We start from the raw sequence: 16,104 nt of genomic DNA, 5'->3' as shown, positions 1-16,104 counted from the left end.
CCCGTGCGGTCGCATTGCGGCGGAACGGGGGCACGAGGCCTCACGATATAAGACATGGTTTCTCGGGCGTTGATAGACCGGCGGCCGAAAACACCCCTTTCGATCAAGGCGCTAGCGCCGCTGCTTGTCAAAATGATTCAGCTTCGATGGTTCGCCCCGGTGTCGGGATTCGCTCGGCCGGGCGTTCCAGAATTTCACTCACCAATGGAGAAATGCCATGACCCGAGGTCTTCCCCGGACACTTGTCCGCGCCGCCGCCCGCGAGGGTGGCCTTGCCCCGCCCAGGCCGGGCCTGAAAGCCGTCACCACGGGGCAGGGCGGATCGTACCGTACCGTGTTCACCTTCGCCGGCATGCAGGTGCCGGTCACCGACGCGCTGGCCTATGCTGCCCAAAAGATCTTCGACTTTACCGAGGGCAAGGTGCGCATCAAGGGCGGCACGGCGCGGCTGCAGTTCGCTGTGCTCGGCGCCCGCGCGGCGACCATCAACGACAATGCGGCGCTGACCTGGTCGCTCGGTTCAGCGGCGGCATCGAGCGCGACGCTGGCCTCGACCATGGTCAACGTGCTGGCCTCGACGGCCCGCACGCTCGACGGCACTGGCGCCGCACTCTCCACCGCCTCGACCGCCGACATCACCGCCGCCGCGACGCTGGATGGCACGGTGACGCCGGTCGATCTCAATCTCAACCTGGCGTTTGCAACCGGCACCGACATCGACGCCGACGGTGTGCTGACGGTGACGGGCACGATCACGCTGCTTTGGGAGAACTGGGGGGATAATGCCTGAGGCTTCAGGAAGAGGGTTGCCCGTCATCGTGGCCGGCTTTTGACCACGCCTCCCACTCTGCCAGTGTCATTCCTTCGCTTCCATGGGTTCGGTGCCACGCAACCCATTCGGTATGTGTAGGCAGTTCTTCGAAAGCAGGCTGGTAGCCTCGTTCGTCATATTCATTCTTCGGTAAAATCATGGAGTTCTTCTCGTAGAGCACCATCGCGACACTGTCGCTGTGCCGATACAGACCTCTGGCCATAACGCCCTCTGCGTCCAACGAGACAGACCTCTGCCCGCAGCATGGCACAGGTCGCTTTCTGCAACAATCAAAGGAAACATCACATGACAGATCTGGCAGACGCCGGGTCCGTGGCGGCGCGTGCGCAGCCGGCGGGCAACCCGGCACAGTCACCGGCAGGCGCGGATAAAGGGTCCGCCGCGCCGCCGGCCAAAAGTTGGTTTGACGGTCTTTCCGAAGGCAACCGCAAGCTCGCTGAAACCAAGGGCTGGACCAAGCCTGAAAGCCTCGATCGGGTTTTCACATCCTATGCGGAGCTGGAGCGGCAGCAGGGTGAGAGCCTGCGCGTTCCCGCGCCTGACGCGCCTCGGGAAGACTGGGAGCGGTTTCATGCCCGGCTGCCCGAGGCCATGCGTCCTGTCACTTCGTCCGAGAAGGTCGAATACCTCAGGCCGGAAGGCCTGCCGGAAAACTTCGCCTATTCGGACGAACTCGCTCAGGCGTCCAAGGCCTGGGCGGTCGAAGCGGGTGCTTCGCCAAGAACCGCGCAGGCCTATCACGACAGGTTCGTCGGCTACATGGCCGAGCAGGCCGCGCGCCAGGAAATCGCGCTCGCCCGCTCTGTCGAAGCCACCCATGACGAGCTTGTCAGGGATTGGGGGCCGACCGACAGCGACGGCTTTCGCCAGAGACTGGAGGTCGCCAACCGGGCCATGAAGAAGCTCGGCCTGGTCGACGCCTACAAGGCGAAGGGCATCCTTCTGCCTGACGGGGCGTTGACCGATCCGCAGATCGCCAGGGCGTTCCAGGCGATCGGCGAGGCGATGTTCCGCGAAGACACGATCGACGGCGGCGCTTCTTTCAGCGGAGCCAATCCGTTCAAGCGCAACGCCGCCGGCGAACGCAACCTGACGGCCATTTCAGCCCTCGTCAAAAGCGACCCCGCCCGCGCAAGGCGGCTGGCACGCGAGGCGGGAGAAAATCCCGATCGCTGGATGCCCAACAACCCGCTCTGAGTCAGCCGCATTCGAATGCCCCCTCATCCGGCCGCTACGCGGCCACCTTCTCCCCGGTGGGGAGAAGAGGCTGCACCGCCGTCTCAGGTCTCCTCTCCCCGCCGGGGAGAGGTCAGCCGAGCGAAGCGGAGGCTGGGTGAGGGGGCATCGCCACCAAACCCAAACCTGAAGGAAGAGAAAAATGGCAGATGCCTATACCCGTATCGCGGACGCGATCGTTCCGTCCGTCTATGCGCAATATGCTTTCGAGGAGCATGTGCAGTCGCTCGAAATCTACCAGGCCGGAATCCTGTTTTCCGACCCGGCCATCTCGTCAAAGCTCTCGATGGGCGGCCGCTCCGTCGACATGCCCGGCTGGAAGGACCTCGGCAACGATCCTTCCGAACCGGTCAATGACGATCCGGCCGATTCCATCGAGATGAAGAAGATCGGTTCGCGCCGGGAGGTAGCAGCTCGCAATGTCCGTGCCCAGGCGTGGGGCGTTCCGGACCTGACCTCGATCCTGGCGGGCGATGATCCGCAGAAGCTGATCGTCAAGCGGCAGACCGAGTACTGGCAACGCGCCAACAAGCTGACCTTGCTCGGCATCCTGAAGGGTGTCGTCGCTGACAACATCGCCAATGACGGCGGCGACCTGGTGCGCACCACCGGCGCCTCCATCGTCGATACCGACATCATCGAGGCGGCCTATCTGATGGGCGACCGCGCGGACAAGTTCAAGACGATCTGGATGCACTCCAAGCAGATGAAGGCGCTGAAGCTCGCCGACCTCATCGACTATGTGCCGTCGTCCGAGCAGGGCGGGCCGCTGATCCCCTACTACATGGGTCTGCGGGCCGTGGTCGATGACGACATTCCGCAGGCCGCGGGCGTCTACACCGCCTTCATGTTCAAGGACAAGGCGATCCTGTGGAACGAGCTGCCGGTCAACACCGAAGGCGGCCCGCTGGAGTTCGACCGCAAGCCGCGGCAAGGCCATGGCGGCGGCGTGACGGAAATGGTCGGCCGCCGGCATTTTGTCCCGCATGTGCCCGGCACCCGCTTCCTCGACGCCTCCTCGGCCGGCGAATTCGCCACCGATACGGAACTGGCGCTGGCGGCAAACTGGGACCGCACCGCGTCGAGCGTCAAGGCCATGACGTTCATCGCGCTGAAGACCACCGAGGCCTGATCTGGGTCGAGGGGCAGGGGCGGGGGCGATGCGCTCCCGCTTCTTTTCTAAACTTGGCGCCGACCATGTTCCGATCCTGGCGTGACAAACAGAGCCGGAATCCGTCGCCGGCACAGGATTGGCCCGCCGAATCAATGCGTGGGCAACACGCTCGTTGGCGGCCTCTCCAAAATCCGGATCCGACGAAGGCATCGGCCTCGAGCGCCATTGCCGGCCGTGCCGCAGCGGCCGGGTGATTTTCGGCCGTTCAGCCCTCAGTGCTTCGTGAGCAGGGAACAGCCATGGTACACATCATCCCCCTTTCCATTGGCCAGCGCCGGCTCGACACCGGCAACGCGCCGCAATATCCGCAGGGGTCGCCAATCGGCGGCGCCATGCACGGGCTGGGCGATCACCTTTCCGCTGTCGCCGAGCGCTACCAGCAGATGAAGGACCAGCAGGAGGCGTTCGACGCCGAATTGGCCCGCCGCCGCTTCCACGGCCAGATCGCGCAGGCGGAAGATGAGGTGACGGCCAACGCCCCGGCTGACGGCGCCGGCCTGCATGAGACCATGTACGGCCAGGTCAATGCGTACGACGGCAGGGTCGTCAAGACCGGCCTGTTCGACAGGCTGTTCGACAAGGCTTTGCCGAACATGCCTGAGAGCCAGCGCGCCGCTTTCGCCGAGCACAAGGAGACGATGCGCAGGGTTGGCTCGCTGCGCATGGCGCAGCGGCAGCTTCAGCAGCGCGAAGACTATGAACAAGCGCAGGTCGACACGGTGCTCACGACCAGCGGCATCGCCATCGGCAACGCCGATCCCGACGATCCTGTCACCTTCGAAGTAGCCCGCCAGGAAGGGCTCGACTTGATCGCCAAGATGGGGCTCGACCCCGGGATCAGACAGCAGAAGGTGAAGGACTGGTTCGGCACCGCGGCCAAGACGCGTTTCGAGGCGCTGATCGCCAAGGATCCGAAACGCGCGCTGGAGACGTTTGGTGTCAGGACCCCGGAAGAGTCTTCGGGAGACGTTCAGCCGATCACTTGGGTTCTTGCCTCGGGCAGATCAGAGGCGGCTGCCGCGAAAGGCGATCGCGTTGGCAAGCTCACGCCAGACGAGCGCGTGGCGCAGGCGTTTGGGGACATTGCTCCGGCGCCTGATACGGCGATCAAGCCCGCAACCGACCATCTCGCCGACCTGTCTCCAGATGACATTCAGCGGCTGATCAACCAGGCACACGCCGCGAATACGGCCCAATTGATCGAGGCGCGCACCAACATCGCTCTCGCTGCGCAGAACGCCCCGAACGCGATCGCCAATACGGGAAGCTATTCCGGCAAGATGCCCAGCCCCGCCGACTTCGCCGCCGTTATGGCGCCGAGGAGGGCGGCGATCGGTACCAAGACTTCAGCTTGAAGATGGATGTCGGCCGCCAAGCCTTTGGCATGCGGACGATGCCCAACCAGGCGATCCACGCAGCGCTGCGCGATGCGGAGCCTGGGCCGGTCGGCTCCAACGAAGAGGAGACACGGTATCGGGTTACGGCTGCCGCTGCGCTCAAGACCCTGGACATGAGGCGGGCGGACCCTGCTGGCTACGTCCGCGAGGTCTTCCCCAATGTCGACGCCGCGTGGAAGGCGACAACGAGCCCGGATGGCAAGTCGGAGACCGGCAATCCGGAGGCGTACAAATGGGCCATCGCCGTCTCTGTCGCAGCCCAGAGGCAACTCGGCATCGAGACCCCTCAACCTCTGCCGAAGGCCGTTGTCCAAAGCATAGCTGACACCTTCGGCGACAAAAACATGCCGCAGGCTAAGAAGGACATCATCCTGCGTGATCTTCTAGCAGCAGCGCCCGATCCGGGTGTCCGCCAGGCCTTATCTCAGCAGTTGGATCAAGCTGGCCTTTCTCGATCGGCCCAAGTCGGCCCGATCGTCACTGCTGCGACAGTGCAAGGACGGCTTCCATCAGCGCCTCCTGGCGAAGCCCGGTCTGCACTCCAACGAGCTGCGGACGACTTCGGCGATTATCTGAGCGAGGGTTTCGAGGCCCTAGGCCGAATCCCGCATGACATTGGGATAGCTCTCCAGGATCTGCACGATTCTCCTTTGGGTTTCCTTGAGCAACTGCCCGCCACCCCTGGCTCGGGGGCGGTTGCTGAAGGGCGCTTGGCATTAGAGACAGTCGGCGAAGCTGTTGCAAAAGGCTTGGCCATATCCGCGGCGGGACCGGCAAGTTTGCCAAACCGCTGGAGGAGTTTGCAACAAGTGGTTCGCGCGCCACATCGGAGCTTGCCGCTGAGGGCGCGGTGGCTCGCCAAGCCGTCGGTGCGGAGGCTCGTGCAGTAAATGCAGCAAATGAGGCCGCTTACCGCTTGGGCACAGGTGCAAAGCCCGACAAGGCCGAGCTTCTTGAAATAATAAAGTCAATCGCGAGAGACCCCTCAAAGATAAAGTACGCGGGGGCATCGTTTGGCAAGGCTCTTTCAAAAAATTACCGCAAAACGTTTCTCGACGCGAACCCGAAACTGGAGGGTGAAGTTGTGGTCCACCACGCGGCTGAGCAGCAAATCTTGAACAGATATCTCGGGCTCGTGGCCGAAGAGGAGATGCACTCGCTTCAGAATCTGCGTGGGATTCCTAAAAGCTTGGACAACCTCTTGCACAACAAAATTTTCCGATACGAATGGGACGAATTTTATGCGTCGCATCCTCAGGCCACTCGTCAGCAGGTGCTGGACTACGTGGCTTATATCGACAAAAAATACGGACATCTGTTCAACCCTCCAATAGGTGGATAATGCAGTATTTCTATATCAGACCTGATGTGGCTGGTGGGCTTGGCAGAAACACCGTTTTGGACCCCAGCGTCCATCCTCCGATTGTGACCAAGCTCCACTACGTGGTAGAGGGCTGGACCGGTGATGTGCTCGTTACGACGTTCCCGTGTTACCTCGTCACCGAAGAAACCCAGCGTGCACTGCAGAACATAGGTTTTTCGGGTGCGACGTTCGCTGAAGCCGAAGTGACGACATCCGAAGAGTTTCATGAATATCAACCTGGGCAGGAACTTCCACCTTTCGTCTGGTTGAAAGTGAATGGGAAGGCTGGCCGCGACGACTTCGGGATCGCAGCAAACTATCGCCTTGTCATCTCGGAGCGCATTCTTGATTTGCTGGAATCATTGGGAATACCGTTTGCAGTGGTCGAACCCTACGAGCAGTAACGGATTACGCTTGTTGAATGCGATAACAGTCCGTCTTTTGTCGGCTGCACCATGTGACTGCAGCGTGCACTGTCACCGTAATTCCAGAAGACACTGCATCCGAATGGCCGAGGAGGATTTTCCCTATGGGGAAAAAATGAAGTTGCTGGATATCGTTGGACGGTTGTCGGAATTTGACGAGGAGGACCCGGTCTACGCAGCGGAGCCCACAATCTACGCGGCGGAGCCTTGGACCGAGGATTCAGACGCAATGGTTTTGCCTCAGCAGGATGGGGTGTTGGTACCAGCCGAGGCAGCTAAAGAGGGCCTGGCATACTTTCTCGAAATCAACCTTGCGATCGAGATTACCGAGGCTTTGGTTGCATCCGCAGAAAGAAAAGCCAAGCGTTTCCGCTATCTGCGAACGCGTTATTTATTATGCCACCTATGATGCGTGAGAGGTTAAATGTCGACTAACCCACGTTATGACGGACAGCCGCTGCTTAGACTGCTGGATGTTTATGTGCTCTGGGCGATCGGAGAACTTTCTCAAGAGTCGGAAGAGGGCTTGAAAAGAATGGCCCCCAAACTGCAATCTCTGTTTGGTGGCGATGGACGGTGGCATCACGCAATTGCCCAAGCCATGCACATGCCCGGAGGAATCCCGGCAGCAATCCGGGATATGTGGGCAAGGAATCTCAAAATCGCTCGCGTCAACGGCACGACCCTCCCGCCCGAGAGATTTGCCGAGATATTCGTGGACAACAACTTCGCGGATTGGGCGTTCTGTAGCGCCAGATTTTCAGACCTTCGCTGCCCCTCAACCTCCTGCCGGGACCTTCTCCCCGTCAACGGGGATGATCAATAATCGCCATTACCTCGATAAGAAATACTGAAATCTGTTCAATCCTCCGATAGGTGAGTGATGCAATATTTTTACATAGAACCGAACGTTGCTGGTGGGCTTGGCAACCACACCGTTCTTGACACGAGTGTCCATCCGCCGATTGTGACCAAGCTTCACTACGAGGTAGAGGGCTGGTTCGGCGATGTGCTCGTTACGACGTTCCCGTGTTACCTCGCCACCGAAGAAACCCAGCGCGCTCTGCACAAGATGGGCTTTTCAGGTGCGACGTTCGCCGAAGTCGAAGTGACAACCTCCGAAGAGTTCCATGAGGACCAGCCTGGGCAGGAACTTCCGCCATTTGTCTGGTTGAAAGTGAATGGCGAGGCTGGCCGCGACGACTTCGGTATCGCAGCAGATTATCGCCTCGTCATCTCGCAACGCATTCTCGATCTGCTGGAGTCGTTGGGAATACCGTTTGCCGTGGTCGAGCCTTACGAACAGTAACGGGATTACGCTTTTGAATTGCGACGACGGCTCATTTTTGTCGGCCGCACCCATGTGACTGCAGTGAATCTTCAGACTGAGAACTGGAAATAGTGCATTGTCACCGCAATTCCTCATGGGAACGGCATCGCTCCAATCTCATCCAGGCGTCAATAATGCAGCGGGTGCTTTGAGACATGCCGAATGGTCGGCCAAGATGGCGCAATCGCTTGGGGTCAACGAAGCGAAGAAGATATCGGATGCCTATGAGATATCCCATCCGAATGACCGATATGAGCGCGCGATGGATTTGATAAATAACAATGTCGGCCGTGTGTTGGGCGAAGCTTTACCCGGGGTCGCGCCCGACGAAATCGCGCGCCTTGCCCTGGAGGCCGGACTACTTCAGACTTCACTGCCTCCGGCAATGATCTTTCACGAGAAAAGAAAATGAAGAAAGTGATGGTTCTGACGACCGCAACTATCTTGGTGGCTGCTGCAATTTTTGTTTATTGCAGCCCTCTTCTCGTCAAGCTTGAGAAGGACGGATTTGTGGGCGGAACGCTGGAAATTGCAGGCACCAAACTGGATGAAGCGGCAGGATCTGGAACGACGTACCACCTCGTTTTCGTGAATGAGGAATCCAGCGCGAGCGTTTCTTGCAGCAAGGATGGAAAGTTACAAGCCGGGATGGATATCTATCTCCATGGCTTGGGTGGTACGTAAGTTTCCATCTTTCGAATTGCTCGATTAGTGGATTTCGTCCGATATTAAGGGTTGGAATCACGAATAACAGTGAGATGCCGGAGATCTCGCGCGTTTTGTCGATAGCATGTCCGGACTGAGACTTGGAAAATAGTGCGCTGCCGCCGTAATTCCTCGTTCTGACAATATTTCTTAGCGCCCCCTCCGTCCTGCCGGCTTTCGTCATTCGGAAAGCCAAGCAGTTGGCTTTCCGTCCGCTACGCGGACCACTCTTCAACCCCACGAAGGGAGATCGGAGGGGGCGTAGAGCACGATCTCTGAATATCGCCATCCAAACCCCCAGCCGCTTCGCAGCGGCTTTTTTCATGCCCGGAGAAAATCATGACCCGACCCACATGGACGAGGCGCTGACCCATGGCCATCACCCCGCTCGATATCGCCAACATGGCGCTGGCCGTGCTCGACGAGGCGCCGATCGACAGTCTCGATCAGGACGTCAAGGCGGCACGGCTGCTCAACTTGCATTTCGACCTCGCAAGGGAAGCAGAACTTACCAAATGTGCCTGGGTGTTCGCCATCCTGCGCGCCACGGTTGCCGGGGCGGACACCGGCAGCGATTGCGGCTTGACCTTTGCCTATGAACTGCCGGCCGACTGCCTGCGGCCGCTGCCGCTGACCCGTGATGGCGAGCCGGACGGCGTGCCGATTTCGTGGCGCCAGGAGGCGGGGCTGATCTATTCCGACCAGTCCGGCCCGCTGACCATCCGTTACGTCGCCAACCTCACCGATCCCAACGACTGGGATGCGCTGTTCACCGAGGTTCTGGTGGCGGCCCTTGCCGTCAAGGTGGCGCATCCGCTGACGCACAAGTCAGGCATGATCGATATTGCCCGCTCGGCCTATGACCGGGCGCTGGACGCGGCGCTCAACGCCAACGCCATCCAGCGCGGCAGCCGGCTCTACACCGCCTCGTGGTCCAATCAGCGCGGCGACAACAGGATTGCGCGCTGATGACGACGCTCTATCCCGTCCAGGACGTCTTCACCCGCGGCGAGATCTCGCCGCGCCTGCATGCACGCGCCTCGCTCGACTTCTATCGGGCGGCGCTGGCCAAATGCGAGAACTTCATCACCCTGCCGCATGGCGGCATCCGCAAGCGCGGCGGCACCTATTTTGCCGGCGAGGTGAAGATTTCCGCGAAGACGACGCGGCTGATCCCGTTCATCTTCTCGGCCGATCAAGCCTATGCGCTCGAATTCGGCGACCGGTACATCCGCGTCCATGCCTATGGCGCGCGCGTCGACACGGTGGAGGTCGCTTCGCCCTATCTCGAGGCGGACCTGTTCGAGCTCGCCTATGTCCAGTCGGCCGACCAGATGTGGGTCACTCACCGGGACTATCCGCCCAAGGTGCTGACGCGCAGCGCACACACGGCGTGGGCTCTGACGGATTTTGAATTCCTCGACGGTCCCTACGACCCGGTCAACGACACGGCGACGACGCTGACACCGTCCGACACCGGGCATCTGACGCCGCAGATGACCAGCAACACGACGCCTTCCGGCACCGCTTCCACCGGCAGCGGCAGCGCCTCTGCCTGGCAGATGTTCGACCGCGACAAGACGCAGGATATCCAGATCTCTGGCGGCGGTGACGGCTATATCCGGTTCCGCAATGCCGGCGGTTCACAGCGCGTGGCCGATGCCTACTGGATCACCACGTCACGGGTGGCAACGGGCAATTATGATTTCTTCACCGCCTGGGAATTGCAGGGTTCCAATGATGGCACCAACTGGGTCACCCTGGATACTCGTACGGGCGAGCTCGGCTGGGGCAATGGCGAGACGCGCTTCTACGAATTCACGAACAAATCGGCCTTTGAATATCATCAACTGGTGTTCAGCGGCGGTGGCGGCGATGATGCCGAAAGCAGCGTTTCGGCCGAGCTTGCGATCCATGTCGCCGCATTCGACCAGACGCCGTTCGACATCACCGCGTCTTCAAGCATCGGCATCAACAATGACACCGGCTTCCAGGCGACCGATGTCGGCCGCGCCATCCGCTTGTTGGGCGCCGACGGCATCTGGCGGTGGGCGAGGATCACCAGCCGCACCAGCACCACGGTGGTCAAAGTGATCCTCTACGGCCATGCGCTGCCGAACATGAACCCGATCACGCGCTGGCGGCTCGGTACGTTTGTTCCCGGAAAACATGTGGAGAGCGGCTCGCTCTATGAGGAGCGGCTGGCCTTCAGCCGCAAATTCTCGGTCTATGCCTCGGCCACCGGCGACTTCGACAATTTCGCTCTCGGCGAGAAGGACGACGATGCGCTGGAGTTCGTCCAGGCGGGCGGCGGCCAGGCCAACGACATTGTCTGGATCGCCGACAGCGACGGCGCGCTTCTGATCGGCACCTCAGGCGGCATCCGCGCCCTGTCGGGCTCGGGCATCGACGAGGCGCTGACGCCCTCCTCGTTCAAGAACCGGCGCTCGCGCACCTTTGGCTGCGCCCGCATCCGCCCGGTGGATGCCGGCCAGTCGTTCCTCTATGTCACACGCTCGCGCAAATCGATCGCCGAGCTGACGCAGACGGCGCAGAGCCGTTTTGCTTCGGACGATGTCGGCCAGGTCTCCGAGCATATTCCCAAAAAGGGTGTGGTCGAGCTCGCCTTCCAGACCGATCCCGACCCGTTGCTGTGGTTCCCGCTCGAGAATGGCGAGCTTGGCGGCTACACCCATCAGCCGAGCCAGGAGGTGCGCGGCATGCACCGGCATCGCCTGGGCGGCAACGTCAGCGGGGCGGGCTCCGATGGTTCAAATTGGGCTGATGTCGAAAGCGCTGCGGTCACCCCCGGCCAGGACGGCAATGACGATCTCTGGCTGATCGTGAAGCGCAGCATTGGCGGCGTGACCAGGCGCTACATCGAGATCAAGACCGCGCCGTTCGAATACGGCGCCATCGCGGACGCCTTCGAGGTCGATTGCGGCCTGTCCTACGCGGGTCTTGCGGTCACCACGGTGGGCGGCGCCATGCACCTTGCCGGCCAGTCCGTCGATGTGCTCGCCGACGGCAAGGTCTATCGCGGGCTGACCGTCAGCGGCGGCGGCACCGTCACGCTGCCGGGCGGTTCTACCGCCGCCAAATGGCAACTCGGCCTGCCCTACGCGGCGGGCGCCGACACGCTGGAGCTCGATGTCGGCCGCGACGGCTCCATCATCGGCCGCCGCAAGAAGGTGGCGAAGGTGATCCTGTCGCTGCTGGAGACCGACACCACGGGGCTTCAAGTCCAGTCCTTGATGCGCGGCCGCTGGGAGCCGGTGCGCATGCCCTCGATCATCGCGCCGGACGGGCGGGCAACGCTGTTCACCGGCAATGTCGAGGTGCCGATCGACGACAGCTGGGAAGGGCCGGGCCGAGTGCGGATCCGCCATGTCAACCCGACGCCCTGCACGATCCGTGCGTTCACGCCGGTGTTCGACGCCGAGCCGTAGAGCGCCGGCGTTGAAGATGGTGATTTCCCCCCTTGAGGGGGAGATGTCGCCGGAGGCGACAGAGGGGGTCGGTTCGACCGGACGCCAACCTCCTCCACGTTGAAAGAGGATGCCGACGCTCCACGCGAAGCGCCAATCTCATCTGCCGCGGTAGGTCGCACCCGGTCGTGCCGACCCCCCTCTGGCCTGCCGGCCATCTCCCCCTCGAGTGGGGAGATAACAATTCACCAAAGGATCCCCGAAATGACATCTCCCCATGCCGAAATCCTCGGGATGGCGCGGACGGCTGCCGAATTCGCCGCCGTCATCGCCTTGCTCGACACCGACCTCAACGACGCGCTTCACTGCAGAACCGAACTGGCGCAAGCCGAGGACCGCGCGGTCTTCGGCGATGGCGACCTGGCCGCCGCGCGTGCCGCGCTGGACGACTGCAACGACCAGATCGGGCTGCTGGAAAAGACCATCGACGCCGCCGGCAAGCGCCGTGCGGAGGCCGCGCAAGGCGAAGCGCGGGCCGACATCGCCGCGCTTGGCGACGAGATCAAGGCCAAAGCTGCAACGCTTGGCGAGCGCTGGGGCAGCGCCCGCCGGCTGGTCGAGCTGCTGCGCCAGGAATTGTTCGAGGCCGATGCGCTCGCCCGCACCATTGCCACCGCCAACGGCCTGTTCGATGCCGCCGGCGTCGCCGAGCTGAAGATCAATCTGACCACGACCCGCCGCGCCGCCATGGCCGGCCCGCGGGCCGCTGCACCCGCCCGTCTCAGCCGGCCGGCGTTGCAGGCCGACAGGCTGCTTGTGTCGTTCCTCACCCCCGGCGGTGCGCTCGACCCGCGCCCGGCGCTCGGCGCGCCGGTGGACGGCGTCAAAAGCAAATTCATTCCCGCAAACACCTCCTTTGGCGAACGAGGCTGAACGCATGTGCACACTTGCCCTTATCGGCACCGCCCTTTCTGTTGGCGGCGCGCTGGTCGAAGGCCAGCAGTCGAAGCAGATGGCCGACTATCAGGCCAAGGCCTACGGGCAGCAAGCGCAGGCCGAGGCGCAGAGTTCCGCCTTCGAGCAGAGCCAGGAGCGCCATAAGCAGGATCTCCTGCTGGGCCAGGCGCGTGCGCAGGCCGGCGCCTCGGGCGTCGGCATATCAGGCTCGCCGGCCGAGGTGCTGGCCGCCAATGCCAGGCAGGGCCAGCTTGATCTCGACGCGATCCAGTACGGCTCGAAACTGCGCCAGAACAGTCTCAATACGCAAGCCGCGCTCTCGCGCTTCTCCGGCAAGCAGGCGGTCACGGCCTCGATCTTCAAGGCCGGCAGCAATCTCGTATCGGGTCTCTCCGGCCTCTACGACCCGACCAAGGCCGTGACCTTCGGCAAGGGCGCCTTCCCACCGCCGCCGGGCGGCTCGTCCACCGGAGGCCTCTACTGATGGCCACCATTCCGCTCCACATAGCGCAGCGCCGGCTCGATGCCGGCAATGCGGTGCCGTACCCCGGGGGATCGCCGATTGGCGGCGCCATGCAGGGTCTTGGCGACCAGTTCTCGGCTATCGCCGAGCGCTACCAGCAGATGAGGGACCAGCAAGAGGCGTTCGACGCCGAGCTGGCGCGCCGCCGGTTCAACGGCCGGATCGCGCAGGCGGAAGACGAGGTGGCCGCGAACGCGCCGGCCGACGGCAGCGGCCTGCATGAAACCATGTACGGCCAGGTCGACCCGCGCACCGGCGAGGTGGTCAAAACAGGCCTGTTCGACACGCTGTTCGATGATGCCTTGCCCAACATGCCCGAGAGTCAGCGCGCTGGTTTCGCCAGGCAGAAGGAGACGATGCGCGCGATTGGCGCGCGGCGCATGGCGCAGCGGCAGCTCCAGCAGCGCGACGACTATGAGTTGGCCGAGTGGACCAAGATCGACAACATGTCCACGGGTTCCATCGCACAGGGCGACCCGAACGACGCCGAGACATTCGAGGCGATCCGGCAGAGCGGCTTCGACCTGATCGCCAAGATCGGCAACTCGATCATTCGGCAAACAGCCGAGGCCACCTGGCGCACCAACACGGCCAAGGCGCTGGTCCAGGCAATGATTGCCCAGGATCCGAAGCGGGCGGCTGAGATGCTGGGTGCGGGGCGGGCTGGCAGCCGGATCAAAGATGATACGGCCGAGGCGGTTGGTGGCCCGCAGGCAAATACCACAAGTTCTGTGGCGCCAAGGGACGATCGCCTTGGCGAGCCGACGCCATATGAGCGAGCGGTGCAGGTTGTCCGGGACGACATCCCGCCTGAAGACAGGCCTGCGTTGGCCCAGAAAGCGCGGACCGCTGAGATCGCACGGCAGGTCGAAACACGAACCAGCATCGGCCTCGCCGAACAGAATGCGCCAAGCTCCATCAGGGAAACTGGAACCTATTCCGGCCCCGTGCAGACTCCGGAGCAGTTCATCGCTCTCTACGGCGCCACCGAAGGCGTCAGGCGCTTCCAAGCCTTCAGCCAAGCAATGGATGTCAGTCGGCAATTCTACAGCATGCGTGGCATGTCGAATGAGGCCGTTTTGGCCAGAGTCAAAGAGTCCTCGCCCAAGGCCGATAGTGCTACGCCGGAAGAGGACAGCGCGCGTCATGAAGTAATAGCCACGGCCGCCGACCTCACGCTCAAAGAGAGGCAGGGCGATCCGGGTGGCTATGTACGTAAGACGTTCGCGAATCTCGATGCGGCTTGGAACAATCTTTCGACGCCGGAAGACTATCAGGCAGCCATCATCGGCTCGATCGCCGCTCAGCAGCAACTGGGCTTCGAGAAGATTCAACCGCTGCCCAATTCCGTGGCGGGAGGCGTCGTCGACGGACTCAAAAACGGAACAAACCCGCAAGATCCCGCCCTAAACAACCTCTTTGCTGCACTGCCTACCGAAGCTGCCCAAAAGGCAATGCTAGACCACCTAATTCGGACAAGTGCAGCGCAGACAGAGAGAAGCCTAGCTGATCGAACACGTCGCGATTGGATAGTCGACCCCGAAATGCTGCTCGATCTGCGCCAAGCAGCCGAGTTGGGTCTGCGGGACTCGCATGTAGAAGTCACGAATTACATTCCTACGCCCCAAGATAAGCTTGGCTACCTTATCGCCGGCGATAGTAAGCCAAGCAGCGTGCGGCGTAATCTGGCGCGGATGCTGGTTGGCTCCGAGGGAGCCGGCGAGCAGGGCATCTCGCTGCTCGGCATTGCGCCCATGGTCGCGGCCGATAAGGCTGTTGCGTCCGCGATGTCTGGCAACGTCGGCGACACCATCCTCAATGTCTTAGGAACGCTCCCCACCGAGAAATTGGTATCCGTCGGCCTGCAACAAGCCGGCAAGATTGCGGGGCCTTTGGTTAAGGAACTCTCGCAGGTCTTGAGGCGGTCCGACGACCTAGCGGAGGGGGCCGAGGCGCTTGTTCGCAGAAGCAGCGGCAAGCTCGCCGACTCGACGGAGGACGCTCTTTCTGAAGGAGCGGATCTTTACAAAGGCGTAGACGACTTACCTACACCCGGGTCCGAACCGCTGACAGAAGAAGCAGGCGACGGCGCTAGTCGAGGGCCGACCGGTCAATTCTATAGTGTGGTGTTCGAGACAGAGATAGATTCTGCATTATATCCGAACGTTTCGCGCCCACGCCATTTCCAGGCGGCCAACGAAGCCCTGCTGGTGCTAATGGAAAGAGAGCCGGATTTCGCGAAAGCTCTGCAAGATGCGGGAATTAACCTCCAGCGGACAAAGAGGGGGCTCGTTCCCCGAAGAGCGCCCCCCGGCTACACTTGGCACCACGACACAAAAGCCGGTGTGATGCAACTTGTCCCTAGATCGCAGCATGATCCTGGGACTATCTTTCAGAAAGCATTGCACCCGAATCGTCGAGGAGGATTTTCTTTATGGGGAAAATAATCAAGTTGTTGGATATTGTTGGACGGTTGTCGGACTTTGACGAGGATGACACGATTTATGTGGCGGAGCCTTGGACTGAAGATTCCAATGCAATGGTTGCGACCGCACCCGACGATAGCACGGTGCCTCCGAAGGCGGCAGCCAAAGCGGGGCTTACATATTTCATCGAGATATTCATTGCGATTGAATTTACCGAGGCCTGGGTAGCTTCACTGAAGGAAAAGCCCAGCCTGTCGGCTATCTGCCAAAGACTCATCGAATACGCCACCAATGATGCGTGAGGGGAA

18 protein-coding genes are annotated in these 16,104 nt (G+C 61.6%); 17 read left to right on the top strand and 1 reads right to left on the bottom strand.

Translation table 11 applies throughout. From position 1 onward, the window contains the following. Positions 1–217 precede the first annotated feature (217 nt). Entirely contained in the window at positions 218–790 is a 573-nt protein-coding gene (locus X735_RS137385) for a hypothetical protein (RefSeq protein WP_023814101.1), read from the top strand. 4 nt (positions 791–794) lie between these two features. On the opposite strand, the gene X735_RS1000000169090 is transcribed toward X735_RS137385, so the two are convergent. Further along, a complete protein-coding gene (locus X735_RS1000000169090; RefSeq protein ID WP_155930626.1) occupies positions 795–1,034 on the bottom strand; it encodes a hypothetical protein in 240 nt (79 codons plus the stop codon). 83 nt (positions 1,035–1,117) lie between these two features. Between X735_RS1000000169090 and X735_RS137390 the strand changes: the two genes are divergently transcribed. The 16 genes from X735_RS137390 (at position 1,118) to X735_RS01685 (ending at position 16,098) form a co-directional block, all read left to right on the top strand. Beyond that, positions 1,118–2,029 (top strand): hypothetical protein, encoded by a 912-nt coding sequence (locus tag X735_RS137390; RefSeq protein ID WP_023814100.1) that lies wholly within the window; start codon positions 1,118–1,120, stop codon positions 2,027–2,029. Between the two features lie 181 nt (positions 2,030–2,210). Beyond that, complete coding sequence (locus X735_RS137395) at positions 2,211–3,200, top strand: hypothetical protein (protein ID WP_023814099.1); 990 nt, start codon at positions 2,211–2,213, stop codon at positions 3,198–3,200. Positions 3,201–3,481: 281 nt separating this feature from the next. After that, a complete protein-coding gene (locus tag X735_RS1000000169460) occupies positions 3,482–4,597 on the top strand; it encodes a hypothetical protein (protein ID WP_023814098.1) in 1,116 nt (371 codons plus the stop codon). Then, positions 4,594–5,529, top strand: coding sequence for a hypothetical protein (locus X735_RS137400; protein WP_023814097.1), 936 nt, complete (start codon positions 4,594–4,596; stop codon positions 5,527–5,529). The genes X735_RS1000000169460 and X735_RS137400 overlap by 4 nt, the downstream gene beginning before the upstream one ends. Then, positions 5,490–5,981, top strand: a complete 492-nt coding sequence (locus X735_RS137405; protein WP_155930625.1) for a hypothetical protein — start codon at positions 5,490–5,492, stop codon at positions 5,979–5,981. The genes X735_RS137400 and X735_RS137405 overlap by 40 nt, the downstream gene beginning before the upstream one ends. After that, positions 5,981–6,406, top strand: coding sequence for a hypothetical protein (locus X735_RS137410; RefSeq protein WP_023814095.1), 426 nt, complete (start codon positions 5,981–5,983; stop codon positions 6,404–6,406). The genes X735_RS137405 and X735_RS137410 overlap by 1 nt, the downstream gene beginning before the upstream one ends. Positions 6,407–6,509: 103 nt before the next feature. Next, positions 6,510–6,836, top strand: a complete 327-nt coding sequence (locus tag X735_RS137415; RefSeq protein WP_023814094.1) for a hypothetical protein — start codon at positions 6,510–6,512, stop codon at positions 6,834–6,836. Between the two features lie 474 nt (positions 6,837–7,310). Continuing rightward, the gene (locus X735_RS137420; protein ID WP_023814092.1) at positions 7,311–7,736 is read left to right on the top strand and encodes a hypothetical protein; all 426 of its coding nucleotides are present in this window, start codon (positions 7,311–7,313) and stop codon (positions 7,734–7,736) included. 97 nt (positions 7,737–7,833) lie between these two features. After that, positions 7,834–8,169 (top strand): hypothetical protein, encoded by a 336-nt coding sequence (locus tag X735_RS137425; RefSeq protein WP_128304615.1) that lies wholly within the window; start codon positions 7,834–7,836, stop codon positions 8,167–8,169. Further along, the gene (locus tag X735_RS137430; RefSeq protein ID WP_023814090.1) at positions 8,166–8,441 is read left to right on the top strand and encodes a hypothetical protein; all 276 of its coding nucleotides are present in this window, start codon (positions 8,166–8,168) and stop codon (positions 8,439–8,441) included. The genes X735_RS137425 and X735_RS137430 overlap by 4 nt, the downstream gene beginning before the upstream one ends. A 393-nt stretch (positions 8,442–8,834) precedes the next feature. Continuing rightward, complete coding sequence (locus X735_RS137435) at positions 8,835–9,431, top strand: hypothetical protein (protein ID WP_023814089.1); 597 nt, start codon at positions 8,835–8,837, stop codon at positions 9,429–9,431. Beyond that, entirely contained in the window at positions 9,431–11,911 is a 2,481-nt protein-coding gene (locus X735_RS137440; RefSeq protein ID WP_023814088.1) for a hypothetical protein, read from the top strand. The genes X735_RS137435 and X735_RS137440 overlap by 1 nt, the downstream gene beginning before the upstream one ends. 243 nt (positions 11,912–12,154) lie before the next feature. Further along, the gene (locus X735_RS137445) at positions 12,155–12,823 is read left to right on the top strand and encodes a hypothetical protein (RefSeq protein WP_031213875.1); all 669 of its coding nucleotides are present in this window, start codon (positions 12,155–12,157) and stop codon (positions 12,821–12,823) included. Between the two features lie 4 nt (positions 12,824–12,827). Further along, positions 12,828–13,331 carry a hypothetical protein gene (locus X735_RS137450; RefSeq protein WP_031213873.1) on the top strand — a complete coding sequence of 168 codons (504 nt, stop codon included), beginning with the start codon at positions 12,828–12,830 and terminating at the stop codon, positions 13,329–13,331. Continuing rightward, the gene (locus tag X735_RS1000000168295; protein ID WP_023814085.1) at positions 13,331–15,817 is read left to right on the top strand and encodes an HNH endonuclease; all 2,487 of its coding nucleotides are present in this window, start codon (positions 13,331–13,333) and stop codon (positions 15,815–15,817) included. The genes X735_RS137450 and X735_RS1000000168295 overlap by 1 nt, the downstream gene beginning before the upstream one ends. Continuing rightward, the gene (locus X735_RS01685; protein WP_023814084.1) at positions 15,805–16,098 is read left to right on the top strand and encodes a hypothetical protein; all 294 of its coding nucleotides are present in this window, start codon (positions 15,805–15,807) and stop codon (positions 16,096–16,098) included. The genes X735_RS1000000168295 and X735_RS01685 overlap by 13 nt, the downstream gene beginning before the upstream one ends. The last annotated feature ends 6 nt before the right edge of the window (positions 16,099–16,104 follow it).

Origin of the sequence: Mesorhizobium sp. L2C084A000 (genome assembly GCF_000502875.1) — a bacterium.
Taxonomy (GTDB): domain Bacteria; phylum Pseudomonadota; class Alphaproteobacteria; order Rhizobiales; family Rhizobiaceae; genus Mesorhizobium.
Note: the sequence above shows the minus strand (reverse complement) of the source record. Positions and strands in the feature narration are given on the sequence as shown.